Raw genomic sequence first — 24,352 nt, 5'->3', positions numbered from 1 at the left:
CTTCGAATTAAAAAATCATACCAATTTTCTGAATAATTTGTTAAAATATAGAAATATTAGCTCTTTTATAACGAAAGGAATGGTACATATGATAAATAAATTGAAAGAAAACATCGGATCTGTGTTTGTTGGTAAAGAAAATGTTATTGATCTACTGCTCGTTTCACTTCTTGCTGATGGACATGTACTACTCGAAGACGTGCCTGGTACTGGGAAAACGTTACTGGCGAAAACCATTTCAAAAAGTATTGATGGTAGTTTTTCTCGCGTTCAATTTACCCCTGATGTACTTCCAAGTGATGTAACAGGTATTGAATACTTCAACCCAAAAACAAGCGAATTCGAATTAAGAATTGGACCAGTTATGACAAACATTTTGCTAGCAGATGAAATTAACCGTGCAATGCCGAGAACGCAGTCGAGTTTGTTAGAAGCGATGGAAGAACGACAAGTGACGCTGGAGAAGCAGTCAACTCCTCTTCCGAAACCATTCTTTGTTATTGCGACGCAAAACCCAATTGAATCACAAGGGACTTTCCCTCTTCCAGATGCACAGCTTGATCGCTTTTTAATGACGATTTCAATCGGTTATCCAACTCCTAAAGATGAGTTACAAATGATGCGACGTTTTCGGAACGATTTACCATTAGAAAGTGTCACATCTGTCATCTCATTAGAAGATATTTTAGAAGCTCAAAAACGAGTAAAAGAAATATTTGTTTCGGAACCGTTAGAACATTACATTATTAAACTTGCTCATGCTACAAGAAATCATGATTATATCGCTAACGGTGTAAGCCCACGTGCCACATTAGCTTTAGTACGTGCTGTTCAAGCTTTAGCCTTTTTACGTGGGAGAGAATATTGCACACCAGAAGATATACAATTGTTAGTTCCTTCTGTTTGGAATCACCGTATCGTCTTATCAATGGAAGGTGCCCTGCGTACGACAAAGAATGATATTATGCAAAGTATTTTAAAAGAAGTTGACGTACCTGTGGAGATTGAACAAGCATGAATGGACAGCGTGTTGTAACTGTGCCTTTATTTTTTCAACTCCATATTATTCAACTAACCGTTCCAATCGCATTACTTTTCACATTCTTTTTCCCGCAACGAATGCTTATGTTTCTCTTTTTCTTCTATTATTTATTTGCGATTTTTATTTATAAATATGTCGCTTTCATAGAGAAGAAGTTTCAAATCATAAATGAGAAACAAACTACACGGATTTTTCCTGAGGAATCTGGACAGTTTTTTATTCATTTAAAAAATGGAGCCAGCATACCAATCGTTAATGGTGTTTGTTACTTTCATTTAAATTCGTCCCTTATACCGCATAAAGAGCAAGGCATTGAACAAATATCAAAAACGTTATTCTCTTTCCCATTTTCACAACCTGCACATTCGGCACAAAAATGGGGGTTAACATTAACCGCCACGAAGCGTGGTGTGTTTCAAATTGAACAATTTGAATGTGTATTAAAAGATCCATTTCATCTATTAACTGTACATTTACCTGTTTTTGATAAATTAAGGACTGAAATTATTGTGTATCCTTCTCCTAAAGAAGTAGCAGGTTTGCAAGAACTTCAGCAACTTTTGAATGGATCTTATCGAACGAATTTTTCTTTTTACAATGATGAAACATCTATTATCGGTGTAAAGCGATATGAGCGTGAGTCTTTCCGCTCTATTCATTGGAAGACATCTGCTAAAATGCAACAATTACAGGCGAAGCAATATGAACCTGTAAAAAATTATAGTTGGACGATTTGTCTTTCTTTAGCTGCCGATCGTGGATTTGGTTGGAAAGATAATGTAGAAGAACTTATTTCATATGCAACATACATTTTCCAGTATGCAACGAAGCACCACATTCCGTTTGAATTGTTTATTAGTGTATTAGCAGAAGGCGGTGCATTACATGTACCGTTAAATGAAGGACAAACACAATATGCAAAAGCTTTAGAAGAATTAGCCCGTATTTCAGATGATAGTACGTTACTTCCGAAACAAGGATTCCTTCATTATGTAAAGAGAAAAAGAGAACGATCGTCTACAATGATATACATTGGTTTACAAAGAAATGAACTCCCTCTTCTCTCGCAGCCAACGTTTCTCATTACTAGTGAAGGGATGGTGGAACCAGTTGAAAACTTGGCTATATCACATTCATGATTTCATTCTGCTCCTTCTGCTTTCATTATTAACAGAAAGAGATGAACTAATTAGTATTGCAATATTTTTAACAACAGGCTATATTGGAGTATTTCTTATTCATAAATTTATGCAGAAAAAAACAACAGGATTTGTAATACTTTTAGTTCTTCAAATCGTTCTTTTCTCTTTATTTTTACCTTTTTCTCTATTTGGCACAATCATATTACCACTATTTTTCTTTATCGTACATGTGGTCGGACCTGGATATCCAGTTCAAAAATCTTTAGGTGGTATTGTATGGTTTGTCGTTTCAGCTATATTTTATGCACCCTTTCCACCGTTGTGGAAACTATTAATGTTAGCCTTGCATCTTATGATTACATTTTGGTTAACCGGGGCAAATCGCAAACAACAACTATTACGTTTTTCTTCTATCATTACGATTGGCTTAATGAGTATATTAATTGTTCAAATATTTCCTTTCATTCGACTTATTTTTGGTTTTATAACGGAAGTAGTCGCATTAGGCGTCGGCTATGCTTTAATGCCATTAATTAAAGCAGCGGAATTAAAAGATACTGAAGATGTTTGGGCAAATAAAGGACATCTCTTAAAACCAAAAATTGAAGACGGAAAAAAAATTCCTGATTTTGATCCAATACTCATAAATAGCACTACAATAATAGTCTGTACAGCTATCGCTATTTACGTCGTTTGGAAAATAGTAAAAAAACGAAAACATTTAAGTTTACCAAATATGCCCGCCTTCGAATCTACTATCATTACTGATAAAGAAGGAATGAGCCAAAATCGTTTTAAACGAAATAAACCGCCACATAACGAAATTCGGAAGGGAATTTTCAAGCTAGAGAGTAAGTTAACCCCTCCTTTAAATAGAAAACGGGGAGAAACTGTTGAGGCTTGGCTAGAAAGAATAAACGATGAAGAAGATGTAAATATTCAAAGTGATATTATTATAGATGCTTATAATACGGTGCGTTATTCAAATAGTGCAAACACTGTACTTCTACATGAATTTAAGGAAGAGATTCATAAGCTTTATGCATATCAAAAAAGTTTGAAGAAACGAAAGAAATAACGTAACAAAAAGACTCCTATATTCATAGGAGTCTTTTTGTACTTCTACGTTGCTTTTTAAATGGAAGCATTCTTCCCTGCTTCAATTTCTAATGACTCTTCATGCCACCAAAGTGTTTCTTCAGGGTCTTCTTTAGCGATTTGGTGTGCTTCTTTTTTCGTTTCTACTGTAGGATATGAACCTTTTAGCGCACGCCCTGAAGTTGTAACGAATAGTACACTAAATACAACTAATCCAATAATACTTACACCTGCTAAATAAAATGCCGGTGCGAGCGGGTTACCAGTTGCATGAACTAAGTATGAACATACGAGCGGTGTTGTTCCACCGAATATCGATACAGAAATATTAAATGAGATCGAAAGTGCTCGATAACGTACATCAGTGAAAAAGAGTGATGGTAATAATGAAGGTAATGTTCCTTCATATACACTTAAGAAGAAACCTAGTACGAAAATACCTGCAAATATAGCTGCAATATGTCCGTTACCTATTAGTAAAAATGCTGGAATTGCAAATACAGTTAAACCAAGTAAACCAATTTGCACAACGCGTTTATTACCAATTTTATCACTTAATTTACCGAAATATAGTGCTAGTGGAATCATAAGTGCCATCGTAATAGAAATAATTAATAAGCCTGTTGTTTCTTCGACTTTAAGTACTTGAGTTAGATAAGAAGGAATATACGAAAGAATCATATAATTTGTAATATTAAAGAAGGCGACAATTACTGTGCTTAATAAGAAGTCTTTTTTGTGATATTTAATAATATCCATGAATGAAAATTGTTCATTGTCTTCAGATTCCTCTTGTGCTTTTTCCATCTCTTCAAAGATTGGAGATTCATCTAGATGACGGCGTAAGTATAAACCGACCAAACCAATTGGTGCAGCTATTAAGAACGGAATACGCCATCCCCAGCTGAGCATTTGCTCATCTGTTAACAATAACGTCAAAATGGTAACAATTACCGATGCAGCAATGTAACCTGAGAGTGTTCCAATTTCAAGACCACTACCGAGTATACCACGCTTTTTATCTGGAGAAGATTCTGCGATATAAACCATTGCTCCTGAATATTCGCCGCCTGTAGAGAAGCCTTGAATCATTCGGGCAACTAAAAGTAGTATTGGTGCCCATACACCAATTTGTTCATAGGTTGGTAGTAATGCGATGAATAATGTAGAAAGTGCCATTAAAATAATAGTAGTACTTAACACGATTTTTCGGCCGTACTTATCTCCTATTCTACCAAAGAATACACCTCCGATTGGTCGAACGAGAAAGGCTGCTGCAAATGTACCGAATGTAAGTACAAGTTGCAATCCACTATTATCAACACCAGAGAAGAATAATTGACTTAAAATTACCGCTAAATACGCGTATAATCCGAAGTCAAACCACTCCATTGCGTTCCCTATACCAGTAGCAATTACTGCTTTCCTGGCTTGTTTAGGATTAACAATATTAACGTCTTGAGGTTCAAAATTTAAATCATTATTTTGTTGCATATAATAAAACAGCTCCTTATTTAATTTAACTTCTTTAAGCACACCTTCTCTTATTGAATAAAATTAATTCGAAGCACTTAAGGAAAAGCAACGTCTCCTTATCTGTTATTATTATTTCACATAATTAATTATTTGTCCAATTAAATGCTCTTTTTATATAAAATTAAACCCTGTTTAACTTGTTATAGAATGACGTTCAGCTTATATAACACATACCTTTACACTACAAATGAAACTTTCATTTATTTATATTTATAACGTTTCTATAATTGCTTCCTTTAACCTAGAAATTAGTAACTTTTACTAAAGATTTGCATATATTTAAAAAGTGAACTCATTAGCTCGAATTTTGTCTTATTACATTCAACTATAGTATTATTATAGATTTAAAGGAGGCTATTTTATGTTGGAAATAATACTTTTACTTGCTACTGTTTCTTTTCTCTTCATTATTTCTGGATTTTTCATTACCTTAAAACAATATAAAGAAATAAAAAATATAAAGACTATATTAACTACAAAAAAAGAAAATGAGAAAACTACATCCGAAAACTCAATCCCTATGCAATTAGACCTTAGCGTTCTCAATAATTTACTCGCGTCTGGAATAAATAAAGGTTCCAATTCAAGTAATGAAAATTCTAAGTCTGATAAAACTAAATAGTGGTTACGTATATAATAAAATATATATCTCCTATTTTATCTAACCTTATTAATAACTACCTCTGATTAAAAAGGAGACTACTTATGTGTAAAAATCCGATTTCTATTATTATTCGTATACAGCATAACATAAAAGTTTTACCTGAAATTTTGAAAGCCTGTGAACAACTACAGCCTTTAGAAATTATCCTTACTATTAACGGATGTATCGATGATTCCATTGATATTGCACAATCTTACAATTGTAAAATTATCACACTAGAAGAACCGGCAGAATTAACTAATTGTTATGTAATTGGTGCAAAAAAAGCAAAGGGTAAGTACCTCTTATTTTTAGATGCAAATTACATTATCCAATCTTCCTTACTTACACAATTTCTTCAACCATTACTAGACGAATCAGCTGACATAGTATTAAACAATTTAGATGACTTTTTTTATCAAAAGCAAAAGCCAACTATAGAAATGATTTGGCAGCAAGTTACGAATCATTTTTTTCATCGTCCAGATTTACATGTTAACTCACTATTATTTCCTCCCTATGCAATAACAAAAGAGATTCTTGATGCAATTACTCCAGAAAGTTTATTAAATCCGATATTAGCACAAATGAAAATTATTAAAAATAAATTTCGCATTAGCAATCATTTCAAAATTTCTATACCGCAAATTCCCTCCTTCCTCTCAAAACAACTCATTCGTTATCACCTAGAAGCAATTGAAGATTGGGTAAATATATTACAAGACTCAAGAGGAAACTATACTGATAATAATCGAAGACGGGATATTATTTTAGAACTTCAAAACGGCGAACAAAGAGCTATATCCAAAATAATTACAGGTAAAGAGTTTTATTCAAATACTTATGGAAATAAACAATTATCCATCATTATCCCTGTTCAAAATGAAGAAAAAACGATAGAATCTATCATTTTTGAGGTGCAGAAATTAAAACCTTTAGAAATCATCATTATTGTTAATGGATCAACAGATAAAACAGAGGAATTGGCGAAGAATTGCGGTGCAACAGTTATTACTTACAAAGAAGCACTCGGCATTGATACCGGACGTGCCGTTGGTGCATATTTTGCAAAAGGTGATATATTATTATTTATTGATGGTGATTTCTTAATTCCTAGTTCTGATTTATTACCATTTGTACAATCTGTTCAAAATGGAACCGATTTAGCTTTAAATAAATTAGAGCACTACTACATGTATCGTGTTCCTTATACTATCGTAACTGCATGTAAGCATGTTGTTAATTTAGCATGTAATCGAAAAGATTTAGGTATGGGCTCCACAACTGCTGTCCCTCATGCTTTTAGTCGAAAATGCATTGATACAATTGGGTTTGATTCTCTTCTTTCACCAACCTTAAGTCAAGTTAAAACAATTTTAGCAGGATTGCATGTACAAAATGTTCATTCTATCGACGTTGACAAGATAAATCGAGTTCGACCAGAAAAACACTTCTCGCAGGAAGGCTACCTTTCATTAGCAACGCAACAAATCATTGGTGATCATATAGAAGCAATTTCTTACCTCATCGAACAAAAAAGAAACACTGAATGCTTTTAATTGTATATTCTTACCACCAAATAATATATGAATTCATTTTAAATATATAGCAAAATAAAAAAGATGGTTGTAACCATCTTTTTTATTTTTACATTAGATCAAAAGAAAAGTAGCAGGCAGGCTTTTCATTTCTGTATCTTTCTTAAGAAGTTTGAAAATAGAGGCTTGTTAATGAAGAGTCAACACTTAAATCATCTTTTAGTGCAATTGAGAAACATGCAACTAATGGTAAAGTAATAACAATTGATCCACTAGGACTAATTACAATAGTAGGACTTGTCCCACATGTGCCTCCACAATCGACTACTGCATCAATTCCACTACCAGGGGTAATTGTAATTTTAAGACACACATCTAAACAAACATTATTCGTAGTACATGCCATAACTCTCCCTCCTTTCTTTTAACAATATATGCAGTTAATTAAATTCGGACACGACTCTCTTACTAAGTCTTATAAATTAGATGTTATTTTATTATTAACTGCATAGAAAATTAACGTTTTATTAAACTATCTAAATCAACTAAAAAACTCAAATCATCCTTTACTGAAATAGAAACACATGCAATAAACGGTATTACATTAAAATTAGATAAACATTCATCATTGCACCTTACGAATATTTCTGCCCCACCATTTGGATTGACTTTAGTTTCTAAAGAAATATGAAAACAACTTTTATTGATGCAAGACAAGATATTCCCTCCTTTCTTATATCTAATATCAATTTATCCAAAAATAAAAATACCGTTACAACTTTATTTACTCTTTACCTTCCATACTTAAAATAAAAAAGATAAAAGCTTCTTCATATATATAAAGAAGCCTTTACCTTTTAGTTACTTGTTCATTTACTATCAGTCAGTGAAACATGCTCTTCACTTGTACCTGAGCTAAAAATAATAAAAATTTTTGATTTTAGTTTCATTGCAATACTAAATATCGTCAAGTTGCATAAATGAAATGTTTAAGTTACTCATTCAATAGACAAATTTACCTTTTAAAATAAATCTTTAAAATCCTTATTCTTCAATAAATATGAAAGTCCTTCTAAATGATCCCCAGTAATTCTCAGTACAGCTGGTGGATGTCCTATCGTCGCAAAATGCTCTTGTGGCCGAATACGATTTGGTTTCATTACATCTACAAAATGGAGACATTCGACTTTATACCCTTCTAATATTGCCTTTACTTGTGCAACACACGCTGTGTGAAGAGTGTCCCAGCCAATTCCCTCTAAACATTTTCTACTAATAGCATGGGGAACAGCAATTGTAGATCCTACCCCTAAATCTTTACGGTTACAAGCAATATTCAACATATATTTATATAAACTTACAATATATAGAGGAAATCTAAGATTTAAATTTAAATCATTTAAAACCATATCAACACCATCCGCAACAGCTTGCGTTAACGGATGAAGATCTTTTGCTGGAATAGCAAAATCAGCATCAATAAAGAGAAGTATATCTCCTGTCGCTTCTTGTGCACCAATTGCCCGTCCTACATCATGCCCTAATCTTTCTTCATAAACAATTACTGTTGCCCCTGATTGCTTAGCAATTGCTTCTGTTTGATCTGTTGACCCATTAATGACAACAATTATTTCTTTCGGTTCAATTTTTCTTGCCTCAAGAATAACTTCTTTAATCGTTGATTCTTCATTTTGTGCTGGTATAATAATTGATAACTGTTTTCCATTATAAATAGAGGAATTCATTCCCCATCCTTTATGGAAACGTGAATAATTCTTTTGTTTTTTTAACTGCTCTATAATTTCTCTTTTTCTTCCTCCATCTGTATAATTGCCTCTATCATCTTTTCGTTGTAACCAACTCTCCAAAGCTTTTATATTTTCTTTAATCTCATATACTTCTAATTTAGTTAATCCATTTTTATAGAAAGAGGTTTTGTTTGCAGGCATATTATTCAAGGAGGTGTTAGTGATGGCTGACGAGGATTGTAGTCGCCACCCTTTCTCAATAAGAGTTACTTGGGACAGAATAGGGTTCTGCAAGATATCATATCCAATGTCTTCAATTGCTTTTTTAGTAATAGCATATGGCATAGATAACATCGAATCATATTTTAAATCCATACGCCCCAATACATCGTTTACTATTTTTCTATACACCATAGCAATGCTTGGCCATTCTACTCTCATCTTTTCAAAACAAACCGAGTCTATATTATTTAAAATTACATCCTGTTCCTTTTTTAGTAGCGGTTCTATAAATCGTTCTAATTCTACCGAAAAAATAACATCTTCTCCATTTAAAAATAAGACTACATCACCATTGGCGACTTTTGCCCCATGAACTGGTGCTTTCCATTTACTTTTCTCCTCAATCACAACAACGTTACTTTCAACAAATGTTGGTATAGATTGTATCGCACTCATTCTATCATCAGCTACAATAATAATTTCTAGTGGTTTTATATGCTGCACTTTATTTAAAATTTGATTCAATTTTGATTTTTCTTCTCCTAAAACTATAACAACGGATAGGTCCACTTCTTTTTGTTCTTCTTTTACAGTCTGATTAGGTTTTACTTTTTTTATATATTCAATTGTTTCACTCTTCCCTACAGCTGCATGCCCTGCTTTTTTATCAAAATATAAGTCAATTATAATTTGATTTACTTCCGTGTCTTTATCAAGTTGCTCTAATTCGGAAATAAATGGTAGCAAATGATTTTGCACATCAAATTCACACGCGAAATTTTGCAAAAAATAAATATTCGGTACATATTTAATGTGATTAAAAAATTTCACAACATTAATTCTTTCGCCAAATTTCTCTTCAACTTCTTCTCTTGATAAATTTGGATAAGACAAATCGAAAACTAGATTTATTGGTACAGGTATCCATTTTAATAAATTTGTTTGAGGATTATTAATGAAAGCTGTGGAGCCCTTAACGAATCCAGCTAAAATTAAAGACATAAATCCTCCCCCAGAACTGCCATAAAACAACACATTTTTCGAATCAACTTTTAACTTTACAAATACTATTTCTAAAATATTTGCTATATCTTGTAAATAAAATCTATTTAACTCTCCCTGTCCCCAACCTAAAGATAATTTTCCAAGATATAACGTAGGGTCATTATAATATATAACAGTATCTTCAAATTCATCCATCCAAGAATGTCGATGAAAAATAGGTGGACCAATTGGCTGTTCTTGAAACCCACCTGCTCCGGATCCAAAAACAATAGTGTTAGAAGCATCGGGCTTAATACGAATTAAAAATTCATACGTTACTTTATCCCAATCAACCTTGAGTATAAATGGTTCTGTAATTTGAAAATCCATTTGCCATAATTGTTCATATGAAATGTTAATTTTTTTGTACTGGTCTAACAGTTTAATCATCCTTTCCATCTATTTCAAGATGTTCTATTAAGTAAGAGAGAGCTTCAACGTGATCACCAATGATTCTTAATACTGCCGGAGGATGCCCATTGTGACTTACATTCTCCATTAAACGAATTCTATTCGGTTTTACAACATCAACGTAATGTACACATTCTACTCTATACCCTTGTAATATTGCTTTTACTTGTGCAAGACTAGGGCATAGTAAGCTTTCCCAGCCTATTGCATCTAAACATGATCTACTCATAGCATGTGGAATTGCTACTAATGAGCCATTGCTTAATTCTGGACGATTATATGCTAAATTAAGCATATATTTTACGACGTCTACAACATAAAACGGAGGGTGTAACATCGGATTCAAATCATTTAATGCTATGTCTACACCAGCTGAAACTGCTTTTGTAAAATGATGCAAATTACTTCCTGAAACACTAAAATCACCATCAATAAATAAAAGAATATCTCCTGTAGCTTCAAGCGCTCCAATAGCACGTCCAACATTATGACCAAGTCGTTCGTTATATTCAATAATAGTAACACCAAGTCTTTTAGCAATATTAGCCGTTTGATCTGTCGAACCATTTACAACGACGATGATTTCTAGTGGTTCTATTTTTCTCGCCTCAAGTATTACTTGTTCTATAGTCTCTTCTTCATTTTGTACCGGTATAATGACAGAAAGTTGCTTCCCATCATAAATTGAAGAATGCATTCCCCACCCTTGATGATAGGAAGGATATCGCTTACATTCACCTAGTTTTTGAACAATATCTCTTCTTTTTCCTGCATCAGTAAACCCTACTCTTCTTCCTTTTTTCTCTATCCATTTAGCTATACCGCGTAAATATCTTTCTACTTTCTCTTTTTCATTTTTGGATAACTCTTTTTTTATTAAATATCCTCCTTCCTCTATAGTCTCATCTTTAGATAACGTATTGATTGCATATTGATCGTTAATCCGCCACCCTTGATTCACAATCTTCATATGAGATAGAACGATATCTTCCATATAATTAAAGCCGATATTTTCCACTACTTCTTTCGTAAGCGCATATGGTAACGAAAGTATTGAATTGCTTTTTAAATCTGGTCGACTTAAAATTTCATTTAACATTTTTCTCCATACAATATCCATATTTGGACATTTACCTATTTCTATCAATTTATCTATTTTATTTAAAACTACATCGGCTTGATTTGTAACAATTGGCTCAATAAATCTCTGCATTTCATTTGTGGATAACGAAAAATTGCCTTCTAAAAATAATAAAACTTCTCCTTTTGCTGCCTTTACAGAAGCTTCATACCCATCATAATACGTACTATATTTATCCATCAAAACAATATGGCATTTATGTTTCTTTGCTATTTCATACAAATTACTTCTATCGTTAGGAACGAAAATTATAATTTCAAGAGGATTTAGCTTCCATATAGATTGAATTGACTCTTCTAATATTTGCTCTCTTTCACTGTACAAAATAATAACCGTTAACGATTTCATTACACGCCCCCTTTACACATCATGTGACATAAAATATTAAGTATTACCATTTCCTATGAATTTGCTACTTTATTAACATATTCAAAAGTGAATTATACTGTGTGAAAACAAACGTCTATTTTTGAAAATATAATCTCTACACTTGTATCCCTCCTCTTATCGTTGTCTGTTACAACTCTCACCATTTAAAAATAAAAAAAGTCCTAATTTCTTTAGGACTCTTTTACACTAATTTATAAATATCATTAATTTTATATACAACCTTTTTCCATGTTATACCGCGATCTTTTGTAGTAAATATTTCTTTTTTATTACAAGCCCAACCTTTACGCCGATTAAAAAAATGTAAACAAAATACATTTTTCAGCAATGGATTACTTGATACCTTTATCCATTTTGCTCCTTTTTTTATTATTTGATATACACTTCCATGTTCACTATTTATAACCCAGCCATAATAGGAACTAAAAAAAGAAACAGCCGCTTTACTAGTATTTATTGTTTTATTTGAAATATGCCACGAATTCCCCTTATCAAATGAGTAATTCATTAAAAATACATCATTATTCATTTTAGTTGGTATTACTAACAAGTTATTTTTATAGATTGCTTTATAAGCCATAGCAGTCTCATTATTAATTCCTTCAAGACTTGAAATATCTTTTATAGGCTGCCAACTTGCCCCACCATCTATTGTTTTAAATACCGCTGATGTTTCATATTGTTTGTGTAATGAAATAAATCCAACTAACTCGTTTATAAATGTTATTCCTGAAATACTATCACTAATACTTATATTTTTAATTACTTTCCATACTCTCCCTTTCATTTTCATATAGTATAAATTATGTTCAAATTTATTTGATGCAAGCTTTCTAGACAATACAATCCATATACTATCCATATTCGCGGCATGCAATTGTACTTGAACATCCGTCGATTTCTCCCACTCTTCTTCAATTGGTAATATAAACTCACTCCATCTTTCCCCTCTATTAACTGTATAAAATATAGCGGGTAATAAATCATCATTCTTTTTTGTTAAACCATATGCCCAAGAGCTTCGAGCATTTATTGGATATCCAAATATTACAATTGAATTTAGAGGGTTAACAACATCCCATTCTACTCCTCCGTTTCGAGTATATAAGATGGCTTGCTTTTTATTTGTATATTGAATACCAGCCCACCCAAATCTATCAGTTCGCATTTGTAAAGAAGTAAATTGAATATCATTATTTTCCAATATATCACCTCATTCTTATCATATATATATTCGTATGCTATTATGTTCAAAACGTTCTATCATTAGTTGTTAGTACCACTCGTTTTATCTACTATCTTTACACATTTACTTTCTCTTTTCCTCACCAACCAAATATCAATAAATAAAATTCTACTATAAAAAGTGCACCCCAATTGTAAAACTACTTCTAACAATTAGAGTGCACTTTTTATAAAATATAGCTTTAATTTTTAAGCACTTACTACAGCAGCAACTTTATCTAAACAAATAATAAACTGATTCATAAATGCGTCAATTTCCTCTTTCGTAATAATATACGGCGGAAGTAATCGAATAATATTCCCTTGTGTTACATCGACTAACATTCCTTTATTCATTAGCTCAACCTGTAATTTCTTCACATTTTCATTCGTATCATTCAGACTAATTCCAAACATCATACCAGCATGACGTACTTCCTGAATATAATAAGAGTTTTCTTTCTGAATTTCTTGTAATTTATCATTTAAATATAGTGACGTTTCATACGCTTCGTGCATTAAACCATCTTCAATCAATGTGTTTAATACCGTTAACCCTAAAGCTGTTCCCATTGATGAATGAGCAAACGTTGTCCCGTGATCTCCTGGTGAAAATACATCACATAACTTTTCACCTACAATAATTCCTCCTAGCGGTATCCCGCCTCCTGCTCCTTTACCAATTTGAATAATATCTGGTGTGATATTAAAATTTTGATAAGCAAATAGTTTTCCCGTTCGACCCATACCACTTTGAACTTCATCAACGACAAGAAGTACATTATATTTTTCACATAAATTTTGAACACCATGCAAATATTTACTTGATAAAGGATAAATTCCCCCACTTCCTAAAACAGGCTCTAGCATAATCGCAATTGGTTTTTCTTTAATAATGGTCTCCTCTAATTGGTCTATATTCTCACGCTCTACTTCGTATACAGGAATAGATGTTTTAGGGAAATTTTGATATACCTTTTCTTGTCTCGTAAAATGTAGTGCCCCTAACGTCCTCCCGTGAAAACTATCTTTTAACACAACTACTCCGTCACGCTCTTCATTCGCAATAGATCTATATTTATCAATTAATTTTAATGTCGTTTCTGTCGCTTCCGTACCAGAGTTTGTAAAAAAGACTTTTCCGCTTTTTAAAGTACACTCTACTAATTTCTTTGCATACTCAATTGCAACTGGGTTTAAGAAATGAAACGGTAAATGCAACGATTTCACAACTTGCTCCATTGTCGTTTGTACAATTTTAGGATGATTGTATCCTAGTACATTTACTCCTACGCCAGAAAATAAATCTAAATACTCTTTACCATCTACATCATATAGTTTACATCCTTCCCCTCTTTCCATTGCAACCTCTGTCCGACAATATGTAGACATCATATATTCTTTATCTAATTGAAACCAATCCGACATGTTAAATTCCTCCTAGTTATTTTTCCTTTTTTAACGTTCATTCTCTATATAATCGTTTATAAATTAAGTTTTAAGATTGAAACTTTAATAGTGGTTTTCTTCCACATTTTTTATTAAAACGTGTGCTTTCTCTTCCCGATATTCATTTTTCCATAATTTCTTCTATTTCAACAGGTCCACTACATATGTGTTTTTTTCATCTAGCGGTATGTTACTGCTTTGAACTTTGTATGTCATACATAATCGAGACTATAAAATCATATTTAGTAACAATCGACGAAAAAATTTGGAGGCTATATCGATGAATGAAAAATATGATAAACATAGGAAAGAATTATTAGAAGAAGACTTTAATAAACATCGAGAACTTACTGAACCAGCTAAATTTCACTCTCAAACAGTTGGTTCACGTGGACCCGTACTAGAGCAAGATAGTGTACTTCACGAGACGTTACAAGAATTTATTCATGAAAAAATTTTAGAAAGACCTGTTCATGTAAAAGGATTTGGTGCGTTCGGTTATTTTCAAACGATATATTCGATGTCTGAACATACTAAATTAAGTTTTTTACAAAATTCTAATGAGAAAGTTCCTGTTATGGTGCGATTTTCGTTAGCTGTTAGTACGAAAGGAACACCGGATACTGCTAGAAATGTACGCGGTTTTTCTACAAAATTTTATACAAAAGAAGGCATTTTTGACCTTTTATGTAATCACATTCCTGTTTTTTCTGTCCGTGATCCGATGCGTTTCCCTGAAACGATTCAAGCATTATTGCCTTCACCTAAAAATAACTTAATAGACCCGAATAGATTTTGGAGTTTTGTCGCTAAAGCACCTGAATCTATTCATTTTGTTGTCCGTTTATACTCTAATAATGGTACGGCCAAAAGTCTTCGCCACATTCCAGGACATAGTGTTAATACATATGTATGGAGAAATGCGGAAGGTAATCGAAAGTATGTAAAGTATCATTGGTACCCATTTGAAGGTGTACAGTACATTACTAGTAAAGAAGCAATTAAACTAGCTGCCGAAAATCCTGATTATAGCGGGAAAGATTTATATGATGCTATTGAAAATGGTAAACCAGTGGAGTATGGTTTATACGTCCAGCTCATGGATCCGAAAGATGAAGCGCATCTTTCTTATGATCCTTTAGATGACACAAAAGTATGGGATGAACAGACGTATCCTCTCATACCAGTCGGGAAAATGGTATTAAATAAAAATCCTGAAAATTTTATGGAACAAGTAGAAAAAGTCGCCTTCTCTCCTTCTAATTTGCTAGAAGGCGCTGAGTTATCAGATGATAAAATGCTGCAAGGGCGCGCTAACATTTACAGTGATTCACAAAGAAGAAGAATTGGTCCCGAATTTCGCAAATTAACGATTAACCAGCAGCAAGATTGGACACCTGCTAATCAAATTACAACCGGTGAAGGAAGGTACGTTGAAGGTAAACTTGAAAGAACTTCTATAACGAAACAGGATGACTTTACGCAGGCTGGTGAATTTTACACGAAGTTACAGCCGATAGAAAAAGAACATCTCGCTGAAAACTTAGCTAGTGATTTGAAAGTTATATCCGATGATATTAGGAAGATCGTTTTGGGGTATTTCAATCGAGTATCCACTGATTTGAAAACAAAAATCGAGACAAAAATGAAAGAGCATTAAGAAGATTAAAACATGCTTTACGAATGAGAATTCAAATCTATATTAATTATTTTCTTGTCAAAATCCAATGAGGTTATTTAATTTGAAAATATAAAGCCAACATATCCCTATTCTATAATTAGAACAGGGATATGTTGAATTAGTTTAATGTTTAACATTAAATACTTTATTTCGCTAAAAAATGCGATAAGTAGCCTTTCAAAACAAACTATAGTAAACTATTTTACTTGTACCGTATAATTCCCTGTTCCACCACCATACTTATATACACTTAAGTAATATTTCCCTGGCTTTGCATTATAATTTCCAAGCAATTTGTTTCCATCACGTTTTGTTGCATAAGCTACATAATTATTTAAATCTGATTCAGAATATAATACCCAGTTCAGTCCAAGATTTTGTTCGTTCGTAACAGAAATTTGTAAATCTTTTTGATCCTTTACATCAATAACAAATTTATCCCCCTGATCTTGATCGCTCAAGCTTCCTCTTAACAAAATATTCAAAGATAGTGGGTTTGCTGTTTCAAATGAATTATTTGGTTCTTTTTCTACAGCCGTACCTTCTTCCGTATTCACTCCGCTAAACACAACATCATATTCAAATTGCCCAGCATTATTTACACGGTAATTTACAAAATAAGCAGTCAATGTTTTATATCCAGTCCACTCTTTTCCTGAAAGACGTTTCAACATATCATTTGTTGCTTCATTCATCACTTTCCAGTCCTCAACTTCTCCTTTAGCCACACTTCCTGTATATGTCCCCTGTAGTGTAAATGTATTAAAGAATTGTGATGTATTCTTTGTTACTTTCACATCTTTTAATTTCGCTTCATTCGTAATATCTGAAGTAACGTCCGAAAGCGATTTTGGATCATGCTGAGTTAAATACTCATCTGATACTTGTGGAATTGTATACTTATCGCGATTATCAATAAGCATTTGCATATAAGATTGATATTCTTCATTTAACTTATTATCTTTGCTTAATGTAGCACGGTATGCATCGTAACTTGAAACATCATTTGCGCGAATTAAATCATGTACTTTATCGAACATTTCTGGGCGCTTATTATACATATATGATTGCAGTGCAAACGAATAATTATAAAAATCCCACGTTCCATATTTCGCATTTAATGTTTGTGATGCTGTATAACGTTTTGCAGGATCATTAGATAACCCACCAATTATACTTTTTCGCGGTACTACACTATCTAATCGCGTTGCACCTGCAAAGAACTCTGCATTCCCTTCTTCAAACCATGTTAAACGTTCATTTTGATACATTTCCCCTTGGCCCCATAATCCCTGAACTTCGTACCTTCCCTGTAAGTAGTGCGTAAATTCATGGCGGAACAATTCTTCCAGACTATAAATACTTTGCTCTGGTGTACGTTCATATGTAAAGAAAGTCCCTGTCCCTTCAATATAAATCCCACCATTATTCGTTTCATATCCGTACAGTTGACGATTAAATTGATACTCATCTGGGCTATTATAAATAACCATCGTTAACACATCATCAGCATGTCCACTTTCAAGTGGTTTATCGCTACCAACTGTACGATAAAATTGAGAACGCACCTCTTTTGCCGCCCAGTATAGACGTTTAATTTTCTCTTCGCTAACTTTATCCCCAGCTTTAAAGACAATTGCTCCATCATCAAACGTATACGTTTTCGGTAAATATTTCTTTTTACCTTCTTCCCGAATTTGATCTAAATTTACAGTTTTTCCATTCGCATCTATTCCTCCATAATTTGTAGTAATTTGTTCTGCCGCAACAAAGTATTGCTCTCCTAAATATGGATAAATTCGCATTGCATCTGTAACAACTTGTTGTCCTTTTGTCGGCGTGCTATGAAGCTTGCCCAATCGGCCAGCATAATAAATTCCATTATTAATTAGCCATCCGTTTTTATTTGTTACTGTACCAAGTAGTGCAAAACGATTTACTTCATTAATAAAGTTATCGATATTCCGAAACCACATCGTATCTTTTGGCTCTTTTCCAGTCGTGTACATATCCGTCTGAATATCAAAGTCAATTCCCTTCATCAACTCATATATAGCGTCTCCTTTTGTTCGGTCTTCAATGAAGGTTGCAAGATTATCATTATATTGTTTAAAAATTTCACCTGCATATAAAACCGTTTCAACATCTGCTGATGCATTTCCAATTAATTTTCCATATGATGCAATTACTTTATTTTGTTCTGATGTACCAAGTTTGAAATTTGGATTTTTTGCAATTGTTTTTAAAGCTGGTAAACATTTATCATGGTAGCTACGCTCATTTAGTTTGCTTAATTCATCATGGTAAAAACCTAAATAAAATGCTGCACGTAGAGCTTCTACTAATGTTTCAATCCCTTTTGAATCATCTTTCGTATAAGCTTGTCCTTGTTCTGCTAGTTTATTAATAATTGCTTGCATTCGGCTATCATCTTGATAGAATTTAAGACTATCACTATTAAACTGAAATAATTCTGGAATTTGATACCATTTAATTGTCACAAGAAGATCAGTTAATTGTTTGTTATTTAATTGATTTAACTCAGCCATCGAATACTTTTTTTCTTCAGCTAACGGTTTAATATTATCGGTTGGTGCTAGTGGACGTTGCGATAAATCCGCTAATTTTAACCGTTTTGTAAAAGATGCATTTTCTTGTACTTTTGAAGGGTGCGCCAATTCATCAACAGATTTCTGTATTCCTACCGGCTCCATTTGTAATACGTTCTTCACATTTTTCTCTTTTGTCTCTGCTTGAATTTGCAAACCATTACACGTTATTGTCACTAATCCAACACCAAGAATCCACTTAGAAATTTTCGAATATTTAACCATCCCATTGCCCCCTAATAATTTAAAAGAAAATTCAGAATTTTAAAACCAAAAAAAACCACTTATTTGTATGTATTTACAGTTCCGCTATAAATACAACTATGATTAATAATGCAATAGTAGCTTGTTTTATACTATTACGAGTACAGATTCCTTACATACAATCTCCCTTCCTTACATGTAATACAAGCAAAAACCGTGCCAATCATATTTCTTATGAATAGCCAACATTCTTTTATAAATACTGTAGAATAAAATATACATAGGTGGTTCGGCAATGTATAAATCATTTGACACAAAATCTAATGTTTATGAAGAACAAATTCATTGAATATTATAAGTTCATTAGCCAGTGAAAAATCCCCAATTATTAAATCTCTCAAAAAAAGGTAAACAAACATATTCCATAAAGCTAATATGTTCGTTTACCTTTTTCTATTTCAAATCAACAGCAAAATATCGTTGAATAAAAACAGTATGAATAAGTATTTTATTATTCATTTCTCTTTTTCATATAATCTTTTTCACATTGCAACGGCTTGAATTTTACTTTTTTCCCTTTCTTCTTTTTCGTTTTTATAACGAGCCATTCCCCTTTTTCAACGTCTAGTTTTAGGCGTTTCATTACATTGATATTATCTTTTTCTTTATAAAGTAAAAATGCTTCTTGTGCCCTCACAAATAAGCTGGGCTGTTCGCTAAATCCACCACTATCATAAATTTTAGTTAGCGAATTATAATAAGAATCATTTTCCTTTCCACCATACATCAAATGAGCAGCCTCCAGATCTCTTTTACTTACTTCCCAAAAACTATGTTCATCAATATTTAAATTAAATGTGGATTTAATGTCCTGTATTATATTCTTCACATGCTTTTCATCTCTAACTTTTCTTTCTTCGAGACAATCCGAAGATAATTCTGGTGCATCTGATTGGGAATGTACAACGTGTTGTATCGATACACACAGAATAAATACGCTTAAAATGTAAAATATTTTTTTCATATTTACATATCACCTCAAATGATTTAGATACTATATCATTTGAGGCTTACAATATTCTTATGCTATAAAATTTTTATAGGATCTTTCCTTTTAATATTGCTTTATCAAATTCACGGGCGGGGCAACTACCTTACTACTTTTCACATCATATAATCCTATAGGTGTTACTCGTATAAAAGGCAAGTGCGTCGCAGAAAAGAATAAAATTGTAAATGCTGGATCATCATGCGCGTAGCCACGCTCTTGTAGTAATTTCACCATCTGCTTCTCTTCCTGTATTAATTCACTCATTTTTAAATTAGACATAATCCCGAGCAATGGTAATGCTATTTCGTGTAATACTTCATTCTTTTCAGCTATTACCATTCCCCCGCCAAGCTCTTTTACTCTACGAAAAGCTGTAAGCATATCTTCTTTTCTTTTTCCGATAAGAATGATGTCACCTGTACCAGAATAAGAGCTAGCAAGCCCACCTAGTTCTTTCGCAAAACCTTTCACAACTATATTCACTTGCCAACTGCCATCACGAGCAATCATCATAAAGAAACATTCATCATGATCTGTGGACAATTCATCACAGTCTATATTGATTTCACTAGTGTATGGTTTTGTAATAACGTTATTTAATAAGTGTATCCCCGTTTTATTAGAGAAAATCATATCCTCTTTTTCTATGGACCAATCTAATGATAATGGAGTTACTTTATGTTTACTCCAGTCTATATGTAATGCTTCATGTGTATTTACACCGTCACGCTTCACCCATTTCCCCTTTGCAAGGACACTGATTGGTACTGGGTTTTCTTTACTTTCTAAAATATTGATATTAGCAATTCTACCTGTCGCAATCGAACCATGTACATGTTCCATATTATAATAGCGAGCAATATTATAACTTGCCATATCGTATGCATCTATTACTGGTACTCCTTGTTTTATCGCGGTAGAAATCATAACGTTTGTCATTCCATTTTCATAAAACGAAGGATGTGAGCCGTCTGTTGTAAAAAAGAATCTATCAAACTGCTTTACGCCTAGTTCCAACAATTCTTTCAGTAAAACTTCTAAATCTGGGCGGATTGAAGAATTTCTTAAGGAAACAGTGTAACCTTGCATAAGACGAGTGAAAGCTTCCTGCCCTGTCATCGCTTCATGATCACAATCTGTACCTAACAGTTTTAACTTCGCTAAAGTCGTTTCAGATGCACCCGGAAAATGTCCTTCTACTTTCTTTTGCAATCGCTTCGTTTCCTGCACCCAAGTTAACATTTCATCATCGCCATGTAATAGTTTTGGCCATGCTGTTAGCTCGCCGCCTTGAAGAACCGCTTCATGCTGCAGCCACTCTATTATTTCTTCACTATTAAACAAAGATTCCCCGTTTTGCAATTCAGTCTGTCCGTCAAAACGGCACCACCAATACACACTTGCTGGAATCTTATTGAATTCATCTAATAAACGAAATGCTTCTTCACGCTTTAATGTGAAAAATAAAGTTAAATTATCATTAATAAAAGTTGTTGTCCCAAACTGCATCGCATGATTCGCTAGCGTCTCTGGGTTATACAACTGATACGGATGTGCATGTGGTTCTATGTATCCGGGTACGACATACTTTCCTTCGCAATCAACAACTTCACACTCCGTTAATTGCTCTGGCAGCTGCTCCCCTACGTATACAATTCGATCATTATATATCCAAATGTTCGCTGTCATCCACTCGCGCATATAAGAATTTAAATATGTTGCATTCTTTAATAATATGTGTGTGCTTCTCTTACCATCTAGTACTTCAACATGTTCTCGTAATTGTTTATTACTCCATTTATAATGATTTTTCCCCATTGTATTCAACTCCAAATCAACTCATAATTATTTTGATTAAAACGAGTAATATTTAACTAACTAAAGTATTTTTCATTCATAACTCCCCAATTGGTGCCCCTATATCCTTCATTATATGCAAAAATTTTAAAAATAACAATTTTCAGAACTATATGCATACCTCTTTTATCCAAAATAAAAAGAATGTCATGTAACTGACATCCTTTTTTATTTTGTCGTAAGCATTAAGATTGATTTTCACTTTGGAATACACTTGATGTCATATCATAAATGCAACTACTGTCCATAGTTACGAACTTAAAAAAGCACCTCTTTTAAATATAACTATAACAAAATTCCATTCACTTTCTTTTCATCTATTTATTAAATTCAATTTGCATCATTTTATTAAACTGCGGAACAATATCGACCCCACCTATAGAGTTGAGACTGATAGCCAATGTATGTTTGCCTCCAATTACTCCCCCAGCAAAAGTTGTAAATCCAGGAATTCCTCCTCCATGCCCCCAAACTGAAACACCGTTTGGAAGTTTAGTCTCATAGATTCCAAGACCGTATGCGTCACCAACCCCTTTGCCTTCTATAGGAACTGTAGTAAGCATTTCTTTTAGCTCGCGTTCCTTCAGTAACTTACCACCGAGTAAAGATGAAAAGAACTTATTTAAATCATCCGCATTAGAAATCATATCTCCAGCTGCATTAGCTAAACTCGGATTATAATACGTAATGTCTTTCAACTCGCCTGTTCCTTCCATTTTTACATATCCACGAGCATGATTCTTTCCTGGGATGACGGGTGAATTTCCTGGTAAAAACGTATTTGATAGGTCCAAAGGTTCAATAATTCGCTTTTCGATTTCTTCCGCATAACTATTTCCAGTTATTTTTTCAATAAGCATTCCTAGTATTACGTATCCTGTGTTTGAATACAACCAGTCTTTACCCGGTGAGAAATCTGGAGGCAGCGAAAGGCCTATTTTCACTATTTCTTCCGCTGTATACGTTTTTTTCGAATTCATTATGTCCGCGTCTTTTGACTTTAAGTATTCAGCGATACCACTCGTATGATTCAAAAGTTGTCGTATCGTAATTTGATTACCATCATACCCATTTCCTTGCACGAAACCCGGTAGCCACTTTTCAATTGGATCGTCAAGTTGTAAGCGATTTTCTCCTACTAATTGAAGAATAGTCGTGGCAGTAAACGTCTTCGTCACACTACCAATCCGAAAGCGATAATCCGAATTCACCGGTTTCTTTGTACTTAAGTCCGCCACGCCTGCAGTAAAACTATTAGTTTTTCCGTTATTAGACGCCTTAGCTAATATTCCTACAGCACCAAGCTGTACTGTTTCCTGCATTACTTGTTTCCAGCCATTACGATTCTTTTGATCATGTACTTGTGACGAACTAGAAATATTTTGGGTTGACTCTGCAGTCACAGTAAAACCAGGTGTGAATAGAGCAGTACCCGCTAATAAAACTGCAAAACTTGCTAACTTAATTGAATTACATTTTTTCATAAGGCTTTCTCTCCTCCATTAATATCGGATTGATTCAGGCTATACTTTCATCCTATATGATAAATCTCTCTTTTTTCTTATCCATTCCTTACGAAATACTTACTTTTAAATTTAAATAGGGTAAACTGAGGAAGAGTTATGCATGCAAATAAAAAGAGAACATGTTTTCATTTTTTATGTAAACATGTTCTCTTAAACATTTAAAATTCTATATCAACTTTTCATCCTATTCTTTACACAACTAATTTATATTCCTTTTTACCAGCCCGCACTAGCATTCATACCATTTCCAATAATAGAAAGTAATAGTGGCCATAATACTGGTCCTAGTGTAAGAAATATATTTAGAAGTATGAGCATTCTATATCCAACGGTGAAATTGTGATTTTTACGATTAACAAATACTAAACTGATTAATGATATTATAGTTGTTAAAAATAATACTAACATTAGCAACCAATACCACACCATTAAACTAAGACTCCATGGTGTTAATAGCTCATGTATGATACAAAATGAGATTCCTAATACAGAAAAACTAAAACTAGTCACCGCTGTTTTTATAAGCCATTTATTTATTTTTTTATCGTATGTATTTTTACAATATAAATCTATTAAAGTATATAAAGATAAATATGCCATTAATACACCTATCCAAGACAATAACCAGTCTCCGTCCCCTTTGAATAATACGTACAGTAACCAACACATACCTACTGCAGAAAAAACAAAGGAAATAAGTATGCTTTTTAATACCGATTTCATTACATTTTCACACCCTTAAAAAACTTAAAAATTAATTATAGTTTATAAAAATTAAGTATAGGTTAACATGTAA

18 protein-coding genes are annotated in these 24,352 nt (G+C 33.0%); 6 read left to right on the top strand and 12 right to left on the bottom strand.

The annotated features are described in order from the left end of the window. Positions 1–88 precede the first annotated feature (88 nt). The 3 genes from M1D66_RS12455 to M1D66_RS12445 are packed head-to-tail and all read left to right on the top strand — an operon-like array spanning position 89 to position 3,262. The gene (locus M1D66_RS12455) at positions 89–1,018 is read left to right on the top strand and encodes an AAA family ATPase (protein WP_153595609.1); all 930 of its coding nucleotides are present in this window, start codon (positions 89–91) and stop codon (positions 1,016–1,018) included. Further along, a complete protein-coding gene (locus tag M1D66_RS12450; protein WP_242555171.1) occupies positions 1,015–2,181 on the top strand; it encodes a DUF58 domain-containing protein in 1,167 nt (388 codons plus the stop codon). The genes M1D66_RS12455 and M1D66_RS12450 overlap by 4 nt, the downstream gene beginning before the upstream one ends. Then, positions 2,153–3,262, top strand: coding sequence for a DUF4018 domain-containing protein (locus M1D66_RS12445; RefSeq protein ID WP_242555170.1), 1,110 nt, complete (start codon positions 2,153–2,155; stop codon positions 3,260–3,262). The genes M1D66_RS12450 and M1D66_RS12445 overlap by 29 nt, the downstream gene beginning before the upstream one ends. 56 nt (positions 3,263–3,318) lie before the next feature. Here M1D66_RS12445 and M1D66_RS12440 read toward each other — a convergent pair whose 3' ends face one another. Then, entirely contained in the window at positions 3,319–4,776 is a 1,458-nt protein-coding gene (locus M1D66_RS12440; protein WP_001186926.1) for an MFS transporter, read from the bottom strand. Between the two features lie 403 nt (positions 4,777–5,179). Between M1D66_RS12440 and M1D66_RS12435 the strand changes: the two genes are divergently transcribed. Further along, positions 5,180–5,440, top strand: coding sequence for a hypothetical protein (locus M1D66_RS12435; RefSeq protein WP_000889741.1), 261 nt, complete (start codon positions 5,180–5,182; stop codon positions 5,438–5,440). 83 nt (positions 5,441–5,523) lie between these two features. Then, on the top strand, positions 5,524–7,020 hold the full coding sequence (locus tag M1D66_RS12430) for a glycosyltransferase family 2 protein (RefSeq protein WP_212125724.1): 1,497 nt from the start codon (positions 5,524–5,526) through the stop codon (positions 7,018–7,020). A gap of 142 nt (positions 7,021–7,162) precedes the next feature. On the opposite strand, the gene M1D66_RS12425 is transcribed toward M1D66_RS12430, so the two are convergent. From M1D66_RS12425 to M1D66_RS12400, 6 genes are all read right to left on the bottom strand, one after another. Further along, positions 7,163–7,405, bottom strand: coding sequence for a hypothetical protein (locus M1D66_RS12425; protein WP_000752474.1), 243 nt, complete (start codon positions 7,403–7,405; stop codon positions 7,163–7,165). 110 nt (positions 7,406–7,515) lie between these two features. Beyond that, on the bottom strand, positions 7,516–7,716 hold the full coding sequence (locus M1D66_RS12420; RefSeq protein WP_001277646.1) for a hypothetical protein: 201 nt from the start codon (positions 7,714–7,716) through the stop codon (positions 7,516–7,518). Positions 7,717–8,021: 305 nt separating this feature from the next. Then, positions 8,022–10,403, bottom strand: a complete 2,382-nt coding sequence (locus M1D66_RS12415) for a glycosyltransferase (protein WP_242555169.1) — start codon at positions 10,401–10,403, stop codon at positions 8,022–8,024. Beyond that, positions 10,396–11,913, bottom strand: coding sequence for a glycosyltransferase (locus M1D66_RS12410; protein WP_242555168.1), 1,518 nt, complete (start codon positions 11,911–11,913; stop codon positions 10,396–10,398). The genes M1D66_RS12415 and M1D66_RS12410 overlap by 8 nt, the downstream gene beginning before the upstream one ends. Before the next feature lie 223 nt (positions 11,914–12,136). Next, on the bottom strand, positions 12,137–13,159 hold the full coding sequence (locus M1D66_RS12405) for a WD40/YVTN/BNR-like repeat-containing protein (RefSeq protein ID WP_242555167.1): 1,023 nt from the start codon (positions 13,157–13,159) through the stop codon (positions 12,137–12,139). A gap of 230 nt (positions 13,160–13,389) precedes the next feature. Next, positions 13,390–14,607: an aspartate aminotransferase family protein gene (locus M1D66_RS12400; RefSeq protein WP_144596305.1), complete on the bottom strand. Its 1,218-nt coding sequence runs from the start codon at positions 14,605–14,607 to the stop codon at positions 13,390–13,392. Between the two features lie 301 nt (positions 14,608–14,908). On the opposite strand from M1D66_RS12400, the gene M1D66_RS12395 reads away from it, so the two are divergent. Further along, positions 14,909–16,288: a catalase gene (locus tag M1D66_RS12395; protein WP_086385794.1), complete on the top strand. Its 1,380-nt coding sequence runs from the start codon at positions 14,909–14,911 to the stop codon at positions 16,286–16,288. 218 nt (positions 16,289–16,506) lie between these two features. Here M1D66_RS12395 and M1D66_RS12390 read toward each other — a convergent pair whose 3' ends face one another. The 5 genes from M1D66_RS12390 to M1D66_RS12370 all read right to left on the bottom strand — a co-directional run bounded on the left by M1D66_RS12390 (position 16,507) and on the right by M1D66_RS12370 (position 24,279). Beyond that, the gene (locus M1D66_RS12390) at positions 16,507–19,143 is read right to left on the bottom strand and encodes a collagenase ColA (protein ID WP_086385795.1); all 2,637 of its coding nucleotides are present in this window, start codon (positions 19,141–19,143) and stop codon (positions 16,507–16,509) included. A gap of 490 nt (positions 19,144–19,633) precedes the next feature. After that, a complete protein-coding gene (locus M1D66_RS12385; RefSeq protein ID WP_000719373.1) occupies positions 19,634–20,146 on the bottom strand; it encodes a hypothetical protein in 513 nt (170 codons plus the stop codon). 90 nt (positions 20,147–20,236) lie between these two features. After that, positions 20,237–21,991 carry an adenine deaminase gene (locus M1D66_RS12380; RefSeq protein ID WP_242555166.1) on the bottom strand — a complete coding sequence of 585 codons (1,755 nt, stop codon included), beginning with the start codon at positions 21,989–21,991 and terminating at the stop codon, positions 20,237–20,239. A 356-nt stretch (positions 21,992–22,347) separates the two neighbouring features. Continuing rightward, the gene (locus M1D66_RS12375) at positions 22,348–23,514 is read right to left on the bottom strand and encodes a serine hydrolase domain-containing protein (RefSeq protein ID WP_144596301.1); all 1,167 of its coding nucleotides are present in this window, start codon (positions 23,512–23,514) and stop codon (positions 22,348–22,350) included. Positions 23,515–23,772: 258 nt separating this feature from the next. Further along, positions 23,773–24,279, bottom strand: a complete 507-nt coding sequence (locus tag M1D66_RS12370) for a DUF3902 family protein (protein ID WP_000843832.1) — start codon at positions 24,277–24,279, stop codon at positions 23,773–23,775. Positions 24,280–24,352 lie beyond the last annotated feature (73 nt).

It is taken from the genome of Bacillus sp. PK6-16, assembly GCF_056530295.1.
The sequence above is the reverse complement of the archived record's forward strand: the minus strand, read 5'-3'. Positions and strand labels throughout refer to the sequence as shown.

Excerpts from the sequence above, each read along its gene's own strand:
- M1D66_RS12455 (WP_153595609.1), top strand. The coding sequence starts at position 89 with ATGATAAATAAATTGAAAGAAAACATCGGATCTGTGTTTGTTGGTAAA.
- M1D66_RS12450 (WP_242555171.1), top strand. The coding sequence starts at position 1,015 with ATGAATGGACAGCGTGTTGTAACTGTGCCTTTATTTTTTCAACTCCAT.
- M1D66_RS12440 (WP_001186926.1), bottom strand. The coding sequence starts at position 4,776 with ATGCAACAAAATAATGATTTAAATTTTGAACCTCAAGACGTTAATATT.
- M1D66_RS12435 (WP_000889741.1), top strand. The coding sequence starts at position 5,180 with ATGTTGGAAATAATACTTTTACTTGCTACTGTTTCTTTTCTCTTCATT.
- M1D66_RS12430 (WP_212125724.1), top strand. The coding sequence starts at position 5,524 with ATGTGTAAAAATCCGATTTCTATTATTATTCGTATACAGCATAACATA.
- M1D66_RS12425 (WP_000752474.1), bottom strand. The coding sequence starts at position 7,405 with ATGGCATGTACTACGAATAATGTTTGTTTAGATGTGTGTCTTAAAATT.
- M1D66_RS12415 (WP_242555169.1), bottom strand. The coding sequence starts at position 10,403 with ATGATTAAACTGTTAGACCAGTACAAAAAAATTAACATTTCATATGAA.
- M1D66_RS12410 (WP_242555168.1), bottom strand. The coding sequence starts at position 11,913 with ATGAAATCGTTAACGGTTATTATTTTGTACAGTGAAAGAGAGCAAATA.
- M1D66_RS12400 (WP_144596305.1), bottom strand. The coding sequence starts at position 14,607 with ATGTCGGATTGGTTTCAATTAGATAAAGAATATATGATGTCTACATAT.
- M1D66_RS12395 (WP_086385794.1), top strand. The coding sequence starts at position 14,909 with ATGAATGAAAAATATGATAAACATAGGAAAGAATTATTAGAAGAAGAC.
- M1D66_RS12390 (WP_086385795.1), bottom strand. The coding sequence starts at position 19,143 with ATGGTTAAATATTCGAAAATTTCTAAGTGGATTCTTGGTGTTGGATTA.
- M1D66_RS12385 (WP_000719373.1), bottom strand. The coding sequence starts at position 20,146 with ATGAAAAAAATATTTTACATTTTAAGCGTATTTATTCTGTGTGTATCG.
- M1D66_RS12380 (WP_242555166.1), bottom strand. The coding sequence starts at position 21,991 with ATGGGGAAAAATCATTATAAATGGAGTAATAAACAATTACGAGAACAT.
- M1D66_RS12375 (WP_144596301.1), bottom strand. The coding sequence starts at position 23,514 with ATGAAAAAATGTAATTCAATTAAGTTAGCAAGTTTTGCAGTTTTATTA.
- M1D66_RS12370 (WP_000843832.1), bottom strand. The coding sequence starts at position 24,279 with ATGAAATCGGTATTAAAAAGCATACTTATTTCCTTTGTTTTTTCTGCA.